Raw genomic sequence first — 17526 nt, 5'->3', positions numbered from 1 at the left:
GGGCTGCCTGGCCATGTGCGCCCGCATCGGGGCTTATGAGGGACGGACGTAGCGTGGCGCCACCTGCATCCCGACCAGGTGGCCTGCCGGCTCGCCCGTGAAAAACCCCGGCCGAAACCGGGGTGCTTGAGGAGTATTGTGGGCAATCCGCCGGGAAAAAGCAAGCCCCGGCCAGTCTACGTCCAAGACCGTCAGCCTCACGCCACCGCGGACCGTTTCTTGCACCCGCGCAGCAGCGCATGCAGCAGGATGGCGCCGAAGGTCGCGGTGCCGATGCCGTCGAGCTTGAAGGCGCCGATGGTGATGGAGAAATTGCCCGCGCCCAGGATCAGCGTGACGGCGGCGACGATCAGGTTGCGGTTGTCGCTGAAATCGACCTGGTTGACCACCCAGATACGGGCGCCGGCGATGGCGATCAGGCCGAACACCACCACGGACATGCCGCCCAGCACCGGGTCCGGGATGGCCCGGATCACCTCGCCGAACTTGGGCGAAAAGCCCAGCAGCAGGGCCACCAGGGCGGCCACCACGAACACCAGGGTGGAATAGATCTTGGTTGCGGTCATCACGCCGATGTTTTCCGCGTAGGTGGTCACGCCCGTGCCGCCCAGCGAACCGGAAATCATCGTCGCCACCCCGTCGCCCATGAAGGCGCGGCCCAGGTAGCGGTCCAGGTTCTGGCCGGTCATGGCGCTGACCGCCTTGATGTGACCCAGGTTCTCGGCCACCAGGATGATGGCCACCGGCGCGATCACGCTGATGGCGTGCGCTTCGAACACCGGCGCCGTCAGCGTCGGCAGGCCCAGCCAGGGCGCGGCGGCGATGGCGGCGAAGTCGATCGGATCCCCCAGCCCCAGGCCGTTGGTCAGGACCATATAGATCACGCAGGCGACGAACAGGCCCACCAGGATCAACAGCCGCTGCACCAGGCCGCGCGTGTAGACGGCCACGCCGCCCACGCACAACACGGTCATGAGCGCCATCAGCGACTCGAACAGAGAACCGCCCATGGCGCCCTTGGCCGCCAGCGGCGCCAGGTTCAGGCCGATCACGGCCACCACCGCACCCGTCACGACCGGCGGCATCCAGCGGTCGATCCAGTTGCCCGCCCCGCCCTGGCGGGCGTTGATCCACGCGGTCAGCAGGCCGATCCCGGTGTAGATCAGGCCGCAGATGACGATGGCGCCCAGCGCTGCGCCCATGTTCATGTTCGGCCCGCTGCCCGAATAGCCGCTGACGGCGATCACGCCGCCGATGAAGGCGAAGCTGGACCCCAGGTAGCTGGGCACCCGGCCGCCGACGAACAGGAAGAAGATCAGCGTGCCCACCCCCGACATCAGGATGGCCATATTGGGGTCGAAACCCATGATGAGCGGCGCCAGGATGGTGGAGCCGAACATGGCCACGACGTGCTGCGCGCCCATGGCCACAGTCTGGAACCAGGGCATGGTTTCGTCGGGCTGGACCACGGCGCCGTCGGCGGTGCCGGACACGCGGCGCCACTGCGGAAAATAGGAAGTCGTCATGGAGGAGTCACGGCCGGGAGGCCGTCCGGAAGAGGAAGGTGGAAGGTTGAAAGAAAGTGCGTCGCAAGTGTAAGGCGACGGTCAATGCCCCTGCAAGATGGCATCATCCCCAACAAGCGCTCACGCCGCGTCGTCAGGCACGCGCCCAGGGCTCCTTGACGAAGGCATCGGCCAGGTACTCGATCAGGGCCCGGACGCGGGCCGGCCGGTTGCGGCCCGGCGGCGTCACGACGTGCAGGCCCAGGGGTTCGGTTTCCCAGGGCTCCAGGGCGGTTTCCAGCGCACCGGAACGCAGCTCGGGCCAGACCAGGAATTCCGGCTGCAGGGCCAATCCCCGCCCCGCCAGCAGCGCCGGCATCAGGGCATCGGCATTATTGGTCCGCAGCAGGGTCGGCATGACCTGCGAGAACTCGCCCTGTTCGGGATGGCGGAAGTGCCAGGTCGAACCGCCGCGCGCATAGGCATACTGCAAGGCCGAATGCCCCACCAGATCGCGGGGATGGCGCGGTTTGCCGCAGCGCTGAAAATAGGCGGGCGCCCCCACCAGCAGGATGCGGACGCGGCACAGGCGGCGGGCCAGCAGGCTGGAATCGGCCAGCCGGGCGATGCGCAGCGCCAGGTCGAAACGCTCGGCCACCAGGTCGACCTGCGCGTCATCGAAGCGCACGTCCAGCTCCACCTCCGGGTGGGCGGCCATGAAATCCGGCAGCAGCGGCGCCAGGCGCGCGATGCCGAAGGACATCGGCGCGGACACCCGGACCAGGCCGCGCAGGCTGGCGGACTGTTCTGCGATCTCGGCCTCGACCGCTTCGCCCTCTTCCAGGATACGGGCGGCGCGCTCCAGCGCCGCGCGGCCGCTTTCGGTCAGAGACAGGCGCCGCGAGGTGCGATGGAACAGCACGGTCTTCATGCGGGTTTCCAGGCGCGTGATCGCCTTGGACACCGTGGCCTGCGACAGTTCGCAGGCCGCCGCTGCGCGCGCGAACGAGCCGGTTTCAGCGACCTTGGCGAACAAGGCCCAGGCTTCCAGATCAGGGAGTTTTCTCATTACATCAAAATTGGAAAGAATGTAATTCGATTCTTGATCTTCTCAACATGATGGCCAAATTCTACACTGCCTCATCGATACCCGGAATCCACAGGAGACCGCCATGATTGAACACCGCCCCTACGCCAGCCTCGGCGCCGCCCACCACGGCTGGCTCGACGCCCGTCACCACTTTTCTTTCGCCGAATACCACGACCCCGCCCGGGTGCACTGGGGTTCGCTGCGCGTCTGGAACGACGACACCATCGAGCCGGGCGCGGGCTTCCCGCCGCACCCGCACTCGGACATGGAAATCATCACCTATGTGCGTGAAGGCGCGATCACTCACCAGGACAACCAGGGCAACCAGGGCCGCACCCAGGCCGGCGACGTGCAGGTGATGAGCGCGGGCAGCGGCATCGTCCACTCGGAATACAACCTGGAACCCGGCATCACCCGGATCTTCCAGATCTGGATCTTCCCCGACCGCAAGGGCGGCGCGCCGAGCTGGGGCGCCCGGCCCTTCCCCAAGGGTGACCGGTCCGGCCGCTTCGTGACGCTGGCCAGCGGCCTGGAAGGCGACGACGAGGCGCTGCCGATCCGCACCCGGGCCCGCGTGCTGGGCGCCACGGTCAAGGCGGGCGAGACGGTGGAATACCGGTTCGCGGACAGCAGCCGCAAGGGCTATCTGGTGCCCGCCCTGGGCAAGATCGAAGTCAACGGCCTGACCCTGAACGCCCGCGACGGTGCGGCGATCCGCGACGAAGACACGCTGCGCATCACCGCCCTGGAGGACGCTGAACTGGTCCTGGTGGACGCCGCCGAACGCTGATCCGGTCCGGCCGCTCCGGCGGCCGGATGCGATTTATTTTATTTAACCTTCAACATTCAAATCTTCAAATTAAACATCATGGAAAACCGCAACTTCGACGCCCTGTCCCTCATTGGCCGCATCCTGATCGCCGTCCTGTTCTGGGTCGGCGTCTCCGGCAAGATCACCGCGCCGGCCGGCACCATCGGCTACATCGCCTCCAGCGGCATGCCGCTGCCCACCCTGGCCTATGCCGGTTCGGTGTTCGTTGAACTGGTGCTGCCCATCCTGATCGTGCTGGGCTACCGCATCCGCCTGAGCGCCCTGGTCCTGGCGCTGTTCACGATCGTCGCCGCCCTGTTCTTCCACAACCAGCTGGGCGACATGAACCAGTCGGTCCACTTCTTCAAGAACCTGGCGATCGCGGGCGGCCTGCTGCAACTGACGGCCTTGGGCGGCGGCGCCTGGAGCCTGGACGCGCGCCGCGCCCGCTGAGCACTACACCACGGAACGATGCCGCTGGATGCAGGTATCCAGCACATCGCCGCCGGGGCGGCTCCACCAGTCTTCGGAAAAGATCTCGACTTCGCACAGGCCGGCATAGCCGGCCGCTTCCATTTCGCGGCGGATGGTCTTGAGCTCGACGACCCCGTCGCCCATCATGCCGCGATCGTTCAGCAGATCGCGCGTCGGCGCCAGCCAGTCGCAGACGTGATAGGCCAGCAGGCGATCCTCGCCCGCCCGGCGGATCTGCTGATGCAGCTTCGGATCCCACCAGACGTGATAGACGTCCACGGCCACGCCCAGCATGCCGCTGCGGCCCGGATCCAGTTCGTCGCACAGATCCAGCGCGTGTTCCAGGGTATTGATGCAGGCGCGCTCGGCGGCCTGCATGGGATGCAGCGGCTCGATCGCCAGCGGCATGCCCACCGCGCGCGCGTATTCCAGCGCGGCGGCGATGCCGTCGCGCACCTCGTTGCGCGCCCGCGCGATGTCGGTATAAGCCGGCTTCCCCTGCAAGGCGCCCGGCAGCGACCCTACCACCAGCACCAGGCAGGGCGCATCCAGCGTCTTGGCCTCGTCCACGGCGCGGCGGTTGTCCTCCAGCGCCGCCGCCAGGCCGGCGGCATCGGGGGCCGGGAAGAAGCCCCCCCGGCAATAGCCCGACAGACCGATGCCGGTGTCCCGCAACTGGCGGGCGATGACGTCCAGCCCCACCGCCGCCACCTGGTCGCGCCAGGGCGCGATCGCCCGGATGCCGCGCCGGGCGCACTCGTCGATGATCGTATCCAGCCGCCACTGCTTGCGCACCGTGGCGGTGTTCAGGGACAAGAGTTCATGGTCCTTGGACAGGTCCCGCATGCTGCGCTCCTCAGGATTGATGAATGCCGTGCACCGCCAGCCACTGGCCCATGCGTTCGATGGCCAGGTCCGGCTGTTCGAGCACGCCGGCCTGGTCGGCCAGACGGAACAGTTCGGCCATGTGCTGCACGGAACGCGTGCTCTGCTGCCCGCCCACCATCGAGAAATGGCTCTGGCGGCCGTTGAGCCAGGCCATGAAGACCACCCCCGTCTTGTAGAACCGGGTCGGCGCCGCGAAAATATGGCGCGACAGCGGCACGGTCGGCGCGAGGATCTCATGGAAGCGCGCAGTGTCGCCCTGGCCCAGGGCGGCCAGCGCGGCGCTGGCGGCAGGCGCAATGGCGTCGAAGATGCCCAGCAGCGCGTCGCTCTGGCCATGCGTGGGCAGTTCACCCGCGCCGTCGCCTGCGATCAGCTCGGCATAGTTGAAGTCGTCGCCGGTGTACATGCGCACGCCCGCCGGCAGGCGGCGGCGCATCTCGATCTCACGGTCCTTGTCCAGCAGGGAAATCTTGATGCCGTCCACCTTGCCGGCATGGGCGGCAATGACCTGCAGGGCGGTATCCATGGCGCGCGAGATGTCCTCGGAGCCCCAATAGCCGCGCAGTTGCGGGTCGAACATATCGCCCAGCCAGTGCAGGATCACCGGTTCACGCACCTGTTCCAGGATGCGGCCGTAGACCCGGGCGTAATCGTCCGGACCGCGCGCCACGCGCACCAGGGCGCGGCTGGCCATCATGATCAGCTTGCCGCCCAGGGCCTCGATGGCCCCGACCTGCTCCTCGTAGGCCGCGATCACGTCGTCCACCGTGCGCGCCGCTTCCGGCGCGAGGTGATCCGTGCCGCAGCCCGAGGCCACCCGGGCGCCCGGCACGTCACGCGCAGCATCCAGCGAACGGCGGATCAGTTCGAGCGAGGTCGCCCAATCCAGGCCCATGCCGCGCTGCGCCGTGTCCATGGCCTCGGCCACGCCCAGGCCCAGCGACCACAAGTGGCGGCGATAGCCGATCGTGGCGTCCCAGTCGATGGCGGACTCGACCCAGGGGTCCACGACGGCCAGCGGGTCGGCCACCACGTGGGCCGCCGAATAGGCGATGCGATTGAAAGCTGCGCCGCCGGCCGGCCGGGGCGCGGGCACGCCGCGCAGGGCGTAGGTTTCGAGCCCGCCGGCTTGCGTGGGCAACAGGATACGTCCGCTCATCGAAATCTCCTCAGTTCTTCGGGAACAGCGCCGGCACGTCGACCCAGCGGCGCTCTTGCCAGCTTTGCAGCGCGGTCTCGACCAGTTGCACGCCCTTGGCGCCTTCCTCCAGGGTCCAGCGGAAGGGCTCGTCGGCCACGACGTGGCGGATGAAGTGTTCCCACTGGATCTTGAAGCCGTTGTCGCAGGTCTCGGTATCCGGCACCGTCTGCCACTGCTCCATGAAGGGCATCTTCTGCTTTTCGTCCGGATTCCAGACCGGACGCGGCGTGCTGACGCGCGGCTGGACCACGCATTCGGTCAGGCCGGCGACGGCGGACCCGTGCGTGCCGTCCACGTGAAAGGTCACCAGGTCGTCGCGGCGCACGCGCGTGGTCCACGAACTGTTGACCTGCGCGATGACCGGCTCGCCGTTGTGCCCCTTCAGTTCAAAGGTGGCGTAGGCGGCATCGTCCGCGGTGGCTTCGTAGGGCTGGCCCTGCTCGTCCAGGCGCTCGGGGATGTGCGTGGCGCCCAGGCAGGACACGGACTGGACCTCGCCGAACAGATTGTCCAGCACATAACGCCAGTGGCAGACCATGTCGAGGATCATGCCGCCGCCGTCTTCCTTGCGATAGTTCCAGGACGGACGCTGGATGGGCTGCAGATCGCCTTCGAACACCCAGTAGCCGAACTCGATGCGCACCGAGAGCATGCGGCCGAAAAAGCCCGAGCGGCGCAGCATGTCCAGCTTGCGCAGGCCCGGCAGGAACAGCTTGTCCTGCACCACGCCGTGCTTGATCCCGGCGTCCTTCGCCAGGCGGCAGACCCGCAAGGCCTCGTCCAGGCCGGTGGCGATGGGCTTTTCGCAGTAGATGTGCTTGCCGGCGGCAATCGCGCGGGCCAGCAGGTCCGGACGCATCTGCGTGGTGCCGGCATCGAAGAACACCGTGTCCTCCGGATTGGCCAGGGCGGCGTCCAGATCGTCGGTGCAGCGCTCGATCCCGTGCGCCTGGGCCAGGGCCTTGATCTTGTCCAGATTGCGGCCCACCAGGATCGGATCGGGCATCACCCGGTCACCGTTGGCCAGCGCCACCCCGCCCTGGCGGCGGATCGCCACGATGGAGCGGATCAGGTGCTGGTTCATGCCCATGCGTCCCGTGACGCCGTGCATGATGATTCCAAGACGTTGCGTGCTCATGGAAAAGTCCTCTCGTTTGATTTCGTTCAATAAACGGAACGCATCGCGTCCCAGGAAACATGGCCGTCGGCCGCGCCGGTCGCGAAACCGTCGCAGTCGAGACCGCCTAGATCGATCCAACCTGCAGCGATGCGGAGCCGGGCGGCGCCGTCGGAATGTTCGTACAGCGTCGGGAAGCCTTGCAGGAACTCCTGCTGCTCGGCCTGCGGCGCAGCCGCCAGGCCGTTGACGTAGTGATGCCCATTGCGTTCCACATGGGTCAGGCCCAGCCAGCCGGCCAGGGCCAGATCCTGCTGCACGCCCAGGCCCGCCTGCATCGTCAGGTCCTCGCCCGACAGGAAATAGGTCCGCCCGGTCTCGCGCGACCAGGCCGCGCAACGCGCCGCGTTGAGCACGGACTTGTAGAAACCCTTGCAGCTCTTGCTGGACACGCCGGTGTAGCCCACCGCCCGCGCGCGGGGGAAGGCGTCGAGCGTGGCGTCCGATTCATCGACCAGCAGCGGCACGCGCGGGCTGAGCGCCGAGACGTCCGCTTCCAGCGCCTGCGCACGCGCCAGCGGCTGCTCGATGAACGCCAGCCGGTCCACCAGGGGCGCCAGCGCGGGTTCCCGCTCCAGGCGGTCCAGGAATTCCGCCAGGTGCGCCGCATCGCGGTACTGCTCATTGCCGTCGAGCGTCACCAGATCCATGACATCCCGGATCACCGGGACGACCTCGGCCAGACGGCTGACGTCGCCCGCCGCATCGCCCCCGAGCTTGAGCTTGAAGTGACGATGGCCGTAGCGAGCCACGGCCTGCGCCAGGCTGACGGGCAGGCCGTCTTCCGGCGCGCCGGGCCGGGGTTCGGCCAGCGCATCGGCCAGACCGACCGTATGCCGCGCCGCGATCCGGCGGCCGGCCAGGGACGCGGGATGCGCCGCCAGAAAGGCGTCCAGATCGAAATCCAGCAGATCGTCGGCCAGGCCGGTGCCCGCCAGGCGCATGCCTGCGGCGTTGCCCGACAGGGCCGCAGCAAATCCCGTCCCCAGCACATGGCAGACGGCGTCAAACACGGCCCGGTCCACCAGGGCGGGACCGTAGGACGCCACCAATGGCGGCAAGCCGCGCTGCGCCGCCGCCTCATGGATGGCCCGGTAATGGCGGGCGGAATGCCCCCAGGCGGTGTCGGGACCGGCATCCGATCCATAGGCCTCGCGGGTCAGGGTCAGGGCTTCGCGCAATTGCGCGAAGTTCTGCTCTTGCGTCAGTTCGGGGCGCTTGTCGAACCATTTGGGGATCATCATCTCGGCCGCGCAGCCCGTCGCCGTCCGGCCGTCTTCCAGGCGGATGCGCGCCCGGACGTAGGCCTGCGGGCAGGCATTCACGGTGGCGCTGCCGAATCTGAAAGGCAGCCGCAGGGTGACATCGCGCTCGGCAAAGCTGATGTCCTCGATCACAAAACGAATGGCGTGCATGTCTCGTGTCCCCGCCCGGGGGCGGGATTCGTATGAACAGGCGCTGGGGTGAACAGGCCTTAGTGGTCCAGAATGCCTTCGGAAAAGAAGTGCGCCCGGATCTGCTTGGCGTACTTCGCGAATTCGGGCGTGCCCATGACGTCCAGCGTGCGCATGCGCGGCAGATCGATGTCGTAGACCGCCGCGATGGAGCCGGGCCGCTCGCTCATGACGAGCACCCGGTCCGACAGAAAGATCGCCTCGGGGATGCTGTGCGTGATCAGCAGGACCGTCTTGCGGGATTCGGCCCAGATCCGCTGCAGTTCGAGGTTCATTTTTTCGCGCGTCATGGCATCGAGCGCCCCGAAGGGCTCGTCCATCAGCAACAGCGCCGGATCGTGCAGCAGCGCCCGGCAGATCGAGGCGCGCTGCTGCATGCCCCCCGAGAGCTGCCAGGGATACTTGCCTTCGAAACCGGACAGGCCGGCCATTTCCATGAGCTGCAGCGCGCGTTCGCGCGCCTGGCCCATCGGCATGCGGCGCATTTCGGCCTGCAGCAGAATGTTGTCCAACACGCTGCGCCAGGCCAGCAGCACCGCGCTCTGGAAGACGATGCCCACGTCCTTGCGCGGCCCCGAGATGGGCTGCCCCGCCAGCCTCAGTTGCCCGGCGGTGATGGGCAGCAGGCCGGCGACCATCTTCAGCAAGGTGCTCTTGCCGCAGCCCGAAGGCCCGACGACGGACACGAACTCACCCTTGCGGATGCTGAAGTCCAGCGGTTTCAAGGATTCGACGGCGCCGTCCCGGGTCTGGTAGACCTTGGTGACGCCGGCGGCTTCGATCAGGATGTCGTCAGACATGGGCGCTTCCAGTACGGCTTCAGTTCGTGGGGAGATAATCCAGGGTGACGTAGTCGGCAGGCTTGCCGCGCTGCGCCGCTTCGACCCCGCCGAACTCCACCAGCAGATCCAGCGACTTGTCCACGTTGTCCGTGGCGACGCGGAACGGCCGTTCGTTCTTGGTTTCCGGCGTATGGTAGAGCTCGATGCTGCGCTTCAGGCCGACCAGCAGCGTCTCGGACACGCCGGCCTTGGGCTTGGCTTCCAGCATGGCGTCCACAGCCGCTTGCGGGTCTTTTTCCGCCGCCTCGACGGCGCGCGTGGAAGCGCGCATGAAGCGGCGCGTCAGGTCGCCATGTTCAGCCAGCCAGTCCTTGTTGACGATGATGCCCGAGCTGATCTGATTGACGCCGGAATCGGCGAAGCGGATCGGATGAACCGGCTTGCCGGTGGCATCCTGCAGCTTGATGGCCTGATCCATGACGTAGCCCAGCAGCATGTCGGCGCGGCCCGTCATGACCGCGTTGAGCTTGGTCTGGCCGTCGCCCGAGACGATGTTGATCTGGCGCGGATCGATCTTGTTGGACTTGAGGAAGATCGGCCACATCTGCGTCATCGAATCGCCCGGGGTGATCGCCACCGTCTTGCCGATGATGTCCTGCGGGGTCTTGATGCCTTTTTCCTCGAAGCCCATGACGGACATCGGGCTGACCTGGAACAGGACGCCGGTCGAGATCAGCGGCGCGCCCTTGGCGGCGGCCTTGATCATGGTGGTGACGTCGATGTAGCCGAAATTCACGGACTTGGCGGCGACGGCCTGCGCGGTCACGGCCGAGCCCCGGCCTTCCTGGATGTCCAGATTGATGCCTTCTTCGGCGTAGTAACCCAGCTTCTTGCCCAGGAAGAACGGCGCGTGCTCGCTGTACAGATACCAGTTCAGCATCAGCGTCACGTCATCCTTGGGCTTGTCCTGCGCCTGGGCGGGCGTGGCGCCCAGCATCGTGGCGGCCAGCGCCATGCCGATCCCGGCCTTGAGCAAATCACGTCGTATCATGCATGTCTCCTTCGGGCGCTGCCGGCCCTTGTTGTGCAATGAAATCAAGGTCCCTAGCGCTGCGAAGCGTGCCAGGGAATCATCATGCGCTCGATCAGATCCACGACCGCGAACAGCAGCACGCCGATGATCGAAAGCAATACCAGCCCCGCGAACATCAAGGGCAGATCGAAATTGCCGTTGGCGACCTGCAGGACGTAACCGATGCCCGAGTTCGAGCCGACGAATTCGCCCACCACCGCGCCGACGACGGCCAGCGTGACCGAGACTTTCAGGCCGCTGAACATGGCGGGCAGGGCCGCCGGCAGGCTGATCTTGAAAAAGGTCTGCAGCCGGCTCGCCCCCATGGAGCGCGCCAGGTCGAGCATGTCGGATTCGACCGACTTGAAGCCCATGACGGTCGACACCACGATGGGGAAGAAACCCAGCAGAAAAGCCGTGATCACCTTGGGCAGGATGCCGAAGCCGAACCAGACGACGAACAGCGGGGCAATCGCGACCTTGGGCACGCTTTGCGAGAACACCAGCAGGGGATAGACGTAGGATTCCACGACCCGCGAATAGGCGATCACCATGGCGATGGGCACGCCGACCACGATGGACAGCAGAAAACCCCAGATGGTCGCCTCGGTGGTGAACCAGCTTTCGGTCAGCAGCATGGGCCATTGTTCGACGAGCTGGACCAGGACCTTGCCGGGCGGCGGGATCAGGTACGCGGGGATGCTGAAGGCCCGGATGGTCAGGTCCCAGAGCACCAGCAGGAACAGGACCAGCAGGAGCGGCCGCAGGGCCGGGGACAGAAACAGCTTGCGCAACATTCAGGTCTCCTGCAGTGCCGCGCGTCGGAATTCCGATCGGCTGCGCCTGCAATTTTTCTCAATTCACTGATTGGTGAATTATGGGTGCGACCTGATTCAGGTGTCAATGACGACACCGGCTAGGGATATCCCTAGGAGGTTCTGGTGGAGCGTCCCGGCGCGGGCGGGCACGCCGTCTCGCCTTCCGGCGGCTCGCTGATCGCATAGCCGACGACCAGGTCCGTCATGTGCGACAGACGCTCTTCCAGGGCATCGGCCTCGCGCAGATCGCGCCCGAAGATCACCGACAGCGTGTCGTTATTGGCCAGGTAGAAAAAGCCGAGCGAGGCGATGGAGATGTAGAGCTGGACGGGATCGATCCCCGCGCGGAACAGGCCGTCCGCCCGGCCGCGTTCGAGCAGTCGGTCGAGCAATTGCACCAGCGGAGAGTGCATTTCGCGGATCTTGCCCGACTGCTTCAGGTGGCTGGCGCGCGAGAGGTTCTCACTGGCCAGCAGAGACAGGAATTCCGGGTGCGCCAGAAAATAATGCCAGGTGAAGGTGACGAGCGTGCGCAGGGCCTCGATCGGCGCGAGCGCATCCAGGTGCAGGCCCTGCTCGGCCTGACGGATGTCCGCGTAGGTGTTTTCAAGGACGGACAGGAACAGATCGTCCTTGTTGCCGAAATAGTAGTAGATCAGGCGCTTGTTCACGCCGGCGCGTTCTGCGATGCGGTCCACGCGCCCGCCGGCAAAGCCGTGCTCGCTGAACTCATCACGGGCGGCTTTCAGGATTGCCGCCTGGGATCGATCCGTGTCGCGCGAAACGGGCGCCGGCCGGGGGTTCGGTTTCTGTGCCATGGCCGGATTTTACGAGTGTTCGCCCATTCTGGGCTTGCGCTTGCGCCGCGCCGCGACCCGGTCGTACAGCGCATCGGGCACCAGACGCAGCAAACGCGCCACCCAGGCCATGGGCCAGGGGATGACGCGGTAGGACGCCCCGGCGTCGATGGCCCGCACGGCCTGTTCGGCAAAACGATCCACCGGCATCAGGAAAGGCATGCGGTAGGGATTGCGCGCCGTCATGGGCGTGGCGATGAAGCCCGGCGCCACCGTCACGACGCGCACGCCGCTGCCGCGCAGTTCGACCCGCAGGCTTTCGCAATAGGCGCGCACGGCGGCTTTCGAGGCGCTGTAGGCGCCCGCGCCCGGCAGGCCGCGCACCCCCGCCACGCTGCCGATGCCCACCAGCGTGCCCTGCCCCCGCGCGCGCATCGACGCGATAAAGGGCTCGAAGGTCGTCACCATGGCCAGGACGTTGGTGTCGAAAATGGTCTGGAAGACCGCGTGGTCCTCGGGCGCGTCGGTCAGGGTGCCGGCGCTGATGCCGGCGCTGGCGATGACCCGGTCCACCGGGCCGTGGGCCAGGAAGTCCGCTGCGGCCACATGCAGGGCCACGCGGTCGCGCACGTCCAATGCGTAGATCCGATGCCCCTGCCCCGGCAGGCTGTCGCACACGGCCTGCAAGGCGTCGCGGCGGCGGCCGGCCAGGCCCAGCACGGCGCCACGCGCGGCGTACCGGCGCGCCAGGGCGGCGCCGATGCCGCTGCCGGCGCCGGTGATGAAGACGCGTTCGGGGTGACCGGAAAGAGGCGCCGCCCCGGAGGCCGGGGCGGCTGGGCGGGTGGCACCGAAACGATCACCCGGCATGCGACGGTCAGGCTGCAGTCGCAGCGTGCATGGCCTGCAGCGAGTAGACCTTCAGGCCGCCGCCTTGGCGCAGGTATTGCAGGCCCTCGACGGCGGCGCGCGCGCCCGCGATGGTGGTGAAGAAGGTCACGCGGTTGGCCAGGGACTGCGTGCGGATGGCGCGCGAGTCGGCGATGGCGTTGCGGCGTTCTTCGACCGTGTTGATGACCATGGCGATTTCGCCGTTCTTGATCATGTCGACGATGTTGGGACGGCCTTCGGTGACCTTGTTGACGACCTGGACCGCCAGACCGGCGGCCTCGATCACGGCGGCCGTGCCGCGCGTGGCGATCAACTGGAAGCCCAGCGCGGCCAGGCCGCGGGCGACTTCCACGGCGCGCGGCTTGTCCTGGTTGCGCACGCTGATGAACACGCGGCCGGACTCCGGCAGCACGGCGCCGGCGGCGAGCTGGGATTTGACGAAGGCTTCGCCGAAGGAATCGCCCACGCCCATGACCTCGCCGGTGGACTTCATTTCCGGTCCCAGGATGGTGTCCACGCCGGGGAACTTGACGAAGGGGAACACGGCTTCCTTGACGCAGTAGCGCGCCGGCGACGGGATCGAGGCGACGCCCTGGGCGGCCAGGGTGCGGCCGGCCATGGCGCGCGCGGCGATCTTGGCCAGTTGACGGCCGGTGGCCTTGGACACGTAGGGCACGGTACGCGAAGCGCGCGGATTGACCTCCAGCACGTAGACGTCGCCGTCCTGAATGGCGAACTGTACGTTCATCAGGCCCTTGACGTTCAGGGCGCGGGCCATCAAGGCCGTCTGGCGCTCGATCTCGGCCACGACCTCGGGCGACAACGAATACGGCGGCAGGCTGCAGGCGGAATCGCCCGAGTGCACGCCGGCCTGCTCGATGTGTTCCATGACGCCGCCGATGATGACTTGCTCGCCGTCGGCCAGGCAGTCCACGTCGACTTCGGTGGCGTTGTTCAGGAAGTGGTCCAGCAGCACCGGGGAATCGTTGCTGACCTTGACCGCTTCGCGCATGTAGCGCTCCAGGTCTTGCGGTTCATGAACGATTTCCATGGCGCGCCCGCCCAGCACGTAGCTGGGGCGCACCACCAGGGGATAGCCGATTTCGCCGGCCAGGGACAGGGCCTCGCTTTCGGTGCGGGCGGTGCGGTTGGCCGGCTGGCGCAGGCCCAGCTTGGTCAGCAGCTTCTGGAAGCGCTCGCGATCTTCGGCCACGTCGATGGAATCCGGGCTGGTGCCGATGATGGGCACGCCGTTGGCCTCCAGGGCGCGGGCGAGCTTCAGCGGGGTCTGGCCGCCGTACTGGACGATGACGCCGGCCGGGTTTTCCTTGTGGACGATTTCCAGCACGTCTTCGAGCGTCAGCGGCTCGAAGTACAGGCGGTCGGAGGTGTCGTAGTCGGTGGACACGGTCTCCGGATTGCAGTTGACCATGATGGTCTCGAAGCCGTCTTCGCGCAGGGCCAGGGCCGCGTGCACGCAGCAGTAGTCGAATTCGATCCCCTGGCCGATGCGGTTGGGGCCGCCGCCCAGCACGATGATCTTTTTACGATCGGTCGGCGCGGCCTCGTCCTCGTCCTCGTAGGTCGAGTACATATAAGCCGTGGTGGTGGAGAATTCGGCCGCGCAGGTGTCGACGCGCTTGTAGACCGGACGCACGTTCATCTGGTGGCGCAGCTTGCGGACTTCGGCCTCCGTCGTGTCCAGCAGGAACGCCAGGCGGCGGTCGGAAAAGCCGCGCCGCTTGAGTTCGCGCATGGTGCCGTCGTCGAGTTCGGACAGGGTGCGCTGTTCCAGCGCCAGTTCGATGTCGACGATTTCCTTGATCTGCGCCAGGAACCAGGGATCGATCTTGGTCAGTTGGTGGACTTCTTCCAGGGAAAAGCCCTGGGCGAAGGCATCGCCCACGTACCAGATGCGCTCGGGGCCGGGTTCGCCCAGTTCGATCTGCAGGCGTTCGCGGTCGGTGGTCTTCTGGTTCAGGCCGTCGACGCCGACTTCCAGGCCGCGCAGGGCCTTCTGGAAGGATTCCTGGAAGGTGCGGCCGATGGCCATGACTTCGCCCACGGCCTTCATCTGGGTCGTCAGGCGCGAATCGGCCTGGGGGAATTTTTCGAAGGCGAAACGCGGCACCTTGGTGACCACGTAGTCGATGGTCGGCTCGAACGAGGCCGGGGTCGCGCCGCCGGTGATCTCGTTGCGCAGTTCGTCCAGCGTATAGCCCACGGCCAGGCGGGCCGCGACCTTGGCGATGGGGAAGCCCGTGGCCTTGGAGGCCAGCGCCGAGGAACGCGACACGCGCGGGTTCATTTCGATGACGATCATGCGGCCGTTGGCCGGGTTGACCGCGAACTGGACGTTGGAGCCGCCCGTATCCACGCCGATTTCACGCAGCACCGCGATCGACGCGTTGCGCATGATCTGGTATTCCTTGTCGGTCAGCGTCTGCGCGGGCGCGACGGTGATCGAGTCGCCGGTATGCACGCCCATGGGATCCAGGTTTTCGATGGCGCACACGATGATGCAGTTGTCGGCGCTGTCGCGCACGACTTCCATCTCGAATTCCTTCCAGCCCAGCAGGGATTCTTCGATCAGCAGTTCGTTGGTCGGGGAGGCCTCCAGGCCGCGACGGCAGATGGTTTCGAATTCTTCGGCGTTGTAGGCGATGCCGCCGCCCGTGCCGCCCAGCGTGAAGCTGGGACGAATGACCGTCGGGAAGCCGGAGGTGCCGACTTCGGCGGCGATGCGCTTTTGCACCGCCCAGGCTTCGTCCATGGTGTGGGCGACGCCGGACTTGGCCGATTCCAGGCCGATGGAGGTCATCGCGTCCTTGAACTTCTGGCGGTCCTCGGCCTTGTCGATGGCGTGCGCATTGGCGCCGATCAGTTCGACGCCATGCTTGGCCAGCACACCGTGGCGGTCCAGGTCCAGCGCGCAGTTCAGCGCAGTCTGGCCGCCCATCGTGGGCAGGACGGCATCGGGCTTTTCGACCTCGATGATCTTTTCCAGGGCCTGCCAGGTGATGGGTTCGATGTAGGTGACGTCGGCCGTTTCCGGGTCCGTCATGATGGTCGCCGGGTTGCTGTTGACCAGGATGGTGCGGAACCCGTCGGCCTTCAGGGCCTTGCAGGCCTGGGCGCCGGAATAATCGAATTCGCAGGCCTGGCCGATGATGATCGGGCCGGCCCCGATGATGAGAATGCTTTGAATGTCTGAACGCTTGGGCATGGGAGGCAGGCTCTTTTTATTTGGACGACCGGGCTTTGTGCTGCGCCATCAGGTCGATGAATTTGTCGAACAGCACCACGATGTCGTGCGGCCCGGGGCTGGCTTCGGGGTGGCCCTGGAAGCAGAAGACCGGCTTGTCGGTCAGTTCGAAGCCCTGCAGGGAGCCGTCGAACAGCGACACATGCGTGACGCGGGCGTTGGCCGGCAGGCTGTCGCCGTCCACGGTGAAGCCGTGGTTCTGGCTGGTGATGAACACCCGGCCGGTATCCAGGTCCTGCACCGGGTGGTTGGCGCCATGGTGGCCGGTCTTCATCTTGATCGTGCGCCCGCCCAACGTCAGGCCCAACACCTGCTGGCCCAGGCAGATGCCGAACAGGGGGATGCCGCGATCCAGCACGGCGCGGCAGGTGGCGGCGGCGTAGTCGCAAGCAGCCGGGTCGCCGGGGCCGTTGGACAGGAACACGCCGTCGGGGTTCTGGGCCAGGATGTCCGCCACGGGCGTGAGGGCCGGCACCAACGTGATGCGGCAGCCGCGATCCGCCATCAGACGCAGGATGTTGGACTTGATGCCGTAGTCGTAGGCGATGACGTGGTACTGCCCCTGGTCCTGGCGGGTATAACCGCTCCCCAGTTGCCAGGTGCCCTGCACCCAGGCGCCGGACTGCTTGGTGGTGACTTCCAGGGCCAGGTCCTGGCCTTCCATGCCGCCAAAGCCGCGCGCCAGTTCGACGGCGCGGTCGGCGTCTTCGCCCACCAGGATGCAGGCGCCCTGGGCGCCGCGGTCACGCAGGATACGTGTCAGCTTGCGGGTGTCCACGCCCGAGATCGCCACGATGCCCTGGGATTTCAGGTAGTCGGGCAGCGATTGGGTGGCGCGGAAATTGGAGATCAGCGCCGGACAGTCGCGCACCACCAGGCCGGCGGCGTGCACCTGGCTGGATTCGACGTCTTCGGGATTGACGCCGGTGTTGCCGATGTGGGGATAGGTCAGGGTGACGATCTGGCCGCTGTAGCTGGGATCGGTCAGGATTTCCTGGTAGCCGGTCATGGCCGTGTTAAAGACGATTTCGGCCACACTGGTCCCGTCGGCGCCAATCGAAACGCCTCTGAATACGGTACCGTCAGCCAAGGCGAGAATTGCTGGTGCGAGTCCTGCGGACCCCTCGGGAAAGATTGACGGCAGCAAAATGGAACCCCGGTTAGGAAGAATCCCCCCGCAGATATCAGGGGACTCTAAAAGTCGATATTCAAACCTTCCTATTATACAGCGGGGCAAGGGTTACCCCGAAGGTTTCCTGAGAATTCCGCCGGATGTCCAGGCCGGCGCGGCCTCCGGCGCC

Annotated in this window: 15 protein-coding genes; 2 read left to right on the top strand and 13 right to left on the bottom strand. The window is 66.5% G+C overall.

Annotation, left to right across the window (positions count from 1 at the left end):
- Positions 1-197: 197 nt before the first annotated feature.
- Together ACFO0J_RS08500 and ACFO0J_RS08495 are read right to left on the bottom strand one after the other, a co-directional pair.
- Complete coding sequence (locus ACFO0J_RS08500; RefSeq protein ID WP_376812643.1) at positions 198-1526, bottom strand: solute carrier family 23 protein; 1329 nt, start codon at positions 1524-1526, stop codon at positions 198-200.
- 133 nt (positions 1527-1659) lie between these two features.
- Entirely contained in the window at positions 1660-2574 is a 915-nt protein-coding gene (locus ACFO0J_RS08495) for a LysR family transcriptional regulator (protein ID WP_376812642.1), read from the bottom strand.
- Between the two features lie 103 nt (positions 2575-2677).
- Here ACFO0J_RS08495 and ACFO0J_RS08490 point away from each other — a divergent pair, with 103 nt between their 5' ends.
- Both ACFO0J_RS08490 and ACFO0J_RS08485 read left to right on the top strand, forming a co-directional pair.
- Positions 2678-3385, top strand: coding sequence for a pirin family protein (locus ACFO0J_RS08490; RefSeq protein ID WP_376812641.1), 708 nt, complete (start codon positions 2678-2680; stop codon positions 3383-3385).
- Positions 3386-3463: 78 nt separating this feature from the next.
- Entirely contained in the window at positions 3464-3859 is a 396-nt protein-coding gene (locus ACFO0J_RS08485) for a DoxX family protein (protein ID WP_376812640.1), read from the top strand.
- A gap of 3 nt (positions 3860-3862) precedes the next feature.
- On the opposite strand, the gene ACFO0J_RS08480 is transcribed toward ACFO0J_RS08485, so the two are convergent.
- The 11 genes from ACFO0J_RS08480 to carA form a co-directional block, all read right to left on the bottom strand.
- Positions 3863-4726, bottom strand: coding sequence for a sugar phosphate isomerase/epimerase family protein (locus ACFO0J_RS08480; protein WP_376812639.1), 864 nt, complete (start codon positions 4724-4726; stop codon positions 3863-3865).
- Positions 4727-4736: 10 nt separating this feature from the next.
- The gene (locus tag ACFO0J_RS08475) at positions 4737-5927 is read right to left on the bottom strand and encodes a dihydrodipicolinate synthase family protein (protein WP_376812638.1); all 1191 of its coding nucleotides are present in this window, start codon (positions 5925-5927) and stop codon (positions 4737-4739) included.
- Positions 5928-5937: 10 nt separating this feature from the next.
- Positions 5938-7107 carry a Gfo/Idh/MocA family protein gene (locus ACFO0J_RS08470; protein WP_376812637.1) on the bottom strand — a complete coding sequence of 390 codons (1170 nt, stop codon included), beginning with the start codon at positions 7105-7107 and terminating at the stop codon, positions 5938-5940.
- 26 nt (positions 7108-7133) lie between these two features.
- Entirely contained in the window at positions 7134-8561 is a 1428-nt protein-coding gene (locus tag ACFO0J_RS08465) for an enolase C-terminal domain-like protein (protein ID WP_376812636.1), read from the bottom strand.
- A 59-nt stretch (positions 8562-8620) separates the two neighbouring features.
- Complete coding sequence (locus ACFO0J_RS08460) at positions 8621-9400, bottom strand: ABC transporter ATP-binding protein (RefSeq protein ID WP_376812635.1); 780 nt, start codon at positions 9398-9400, stop codon at positions 8621-8623.
- A 19-nt stretch (positions 9401-9419) separates the two neighbouring features.
- Complete coding sequence (locus ACFO0J_RS08455) at positions 9420-10433, bottom strand: ABC transporter substrate-binding protein (protein WP_376812634.1); 1014 nt, start codon at positions 10431-10433, stop codon at positions 9420-9422.
- A 53-nt stretch (positions 10434-10486) separates the two neighbouring features.
- A complete protein-coding gene (locus ACFO0J_RS08450; RefSeq protein WP_376812633.1) occupies positions 10487-11251 on the bottom strand; it encodes an ABC transporter permease in 765 nt (254 codons plus the stop codon).
- A 131-nt stretch (positions 11252-11382) separates the two neighbouring features.
- Positions 11383-12090 (bottom strand): TetR/AcrR family transcriptional regulator, encoded by a 708-nt coding sequence (locus ACFO0J_RS08445; protein ID WP_376812632.1) that lies wholly within the window; start codon positions 12088-12090, stop codon positions 11383-11385.
- A 9-nt stretch (positions 12091-12099) separates the two neighbouring features.
- Positions 12100-12939: an SDR family oxidoreductase gene (locus tag ACFO0J_RS08440; protein ID WP_376812631.1), complete on the bottom strand. Its 840-nt coding sequence runs from the start codon at positions 12937-12939 to the stop codon at positions 12100-12102.
- 7 nt (positions 12940-12946) lie between these two features.
- A complete protein-coding gene (gene carB / locus ACFO0J_RS08435) occupies positions 12947-16186 on the bottom strand; it encodes a carbamoyl-phosphate synthase large subunit (protein ID WP_376812630.1) in 3240 nt (1079 codons plus the stop codon).
- A 16-nt stretch (positions 16187-16202) separates the two neighbouring features.
- Positions 16203-17372: a glutamine-hydrolyzing carbamoyl-phosphate synthase small subunit gene (carA, locus tag ACFO0J_RS08430; RefSeq protein ID WP_376812629.1), complete on the bottom strand. Its 1170-nt coding sequence runs from the start codon at positions 17370-17372 to the stop codon at positions 16203-16205.
- Positions 17373-17526: the final 154 nt, after the last annotated feature.

It is taken from the genome of Castellaniella hirudinis (assembly GCF_042651965.1).
GTDB lineage: Bacteria > Pseudomonadota > Gammaproteobacteria > Burkholderiales > Burkholderiaceae_B > Castellaniella > Castellaniella hirudinis.
This window is presented reverse-complemented; position numbering and strand designations above follow the sequence as displayed.

What these genes read in the sequence shown, in the direction of transcription:
- ACFO0J_RS08455 (WP_376812634.1), bottom strand. Translation starts at nt 10,433, where the DNA reads ATGATACGACGTGATTTGCTCAAGGCCGGGATCGGCATGGCGCTGGCC.
- ACFO0J_RS08500 (WP_376812643.1), bottom strand. Translation starts at nt 1,526, where the DNA reads ATGACGACTTCCTATTTTCCGCAGTGGCGCCGCGTGTCCGGCACCGCC.
- ACFO0J_RS08470 (WP_376812637.1), bottom strand. Translation starts at nt 7,107, where the DNA reads ATGAGCACGCAACGTCTTGGAATCATCATGCACGGCGTCACGGGACGC.
- ACFO0J_RS08485 (WP_376812640.1), top strand. Translation starts at nt 3,464, where the DNA reads ATGGAAAACCGCAACTTCGACGCCCTGTCCCTCATTGGCCGCATCCTG.
- ACFO0J_RS08475 (WP_376812638.1), bottom strand. Translation starts at nt 5,927, where the DNA reads ATGAGCGGACGTATCCTGTTGCCCACGCAAGCCGGCGGGCTCGAAACC.
- ACFO0J_RS08450 (WP_376812633.1), bottom strand. Translation starts at nt 11,251, where the DNA reads ATGTTGCGCAAGCTGTTTCTGTCCCCGGCCCTGCGGCCGCTCCTGCTG.
- ACFO0J_RS08490 (WP_376812641.1), top strand. Translation starts at nt 2,678, where the DNA reads ATGATTGAACACCGCCCCTACGCCAGCCTCGGCGCCGCCCACCACGGC.
- ACFO0J_RS08445 (WP_376812632.1), bottom strand. Translation starts at nt 12,090, where the DNA reads ATGGCACAGAAACCGAACCCCCGGCCGGCGCCCGTTTCGCGCGACACG.
- ACFO0J_RS08460 (WP_376812635.1), bottom strand. Translation starts at nt 9,400, where the DNA reads ATGTCTGACGACATCCTGATCGAAGCCGCCGGCGTCACCAAGGTCTAC.
- carB (WP_376812630.1), bottom strand. Translation starts at nt 16,186, where the DNA reads ATGCCCAAGCGTTCAGACATTCAAAGCATTCTCATCATCGGGGCCGGC.
- ACFO0J_RS08440 (WP_376812631.1), bottom strand. Translation starts at nt 12,939, where the DNA reads ATGCCGGGTGATCGTTTCGGTGCCACCCGCCCAGCCGCCCCGGCCTCC.
- ACFO0J_RS08495 (WP_376812642.1), bottom strand. Translation starts at nt 2,574, where the DNA reads ATGAGAAAACTCCCTGATCTGGAAGCCTGGGCCTTGTTCGCCAAGGTC.
- ACFO0J_RS08480 (WP_376812639.1), bottom strand. Translation starts at nt 4,726, where the DNA reads ATGCGGGACCTGTCCAAGGACCATGAACTCTTGTCCCTGAACACCGCC.
- ACFO0J_RS08465 (WP_376812636.1), bottom strand. Translation starts at nt 8,561, where the DNA reads ATGCACGCCATTCGTTTTGTGATCGAGGACATCAGCTTTGCCGAGCGC.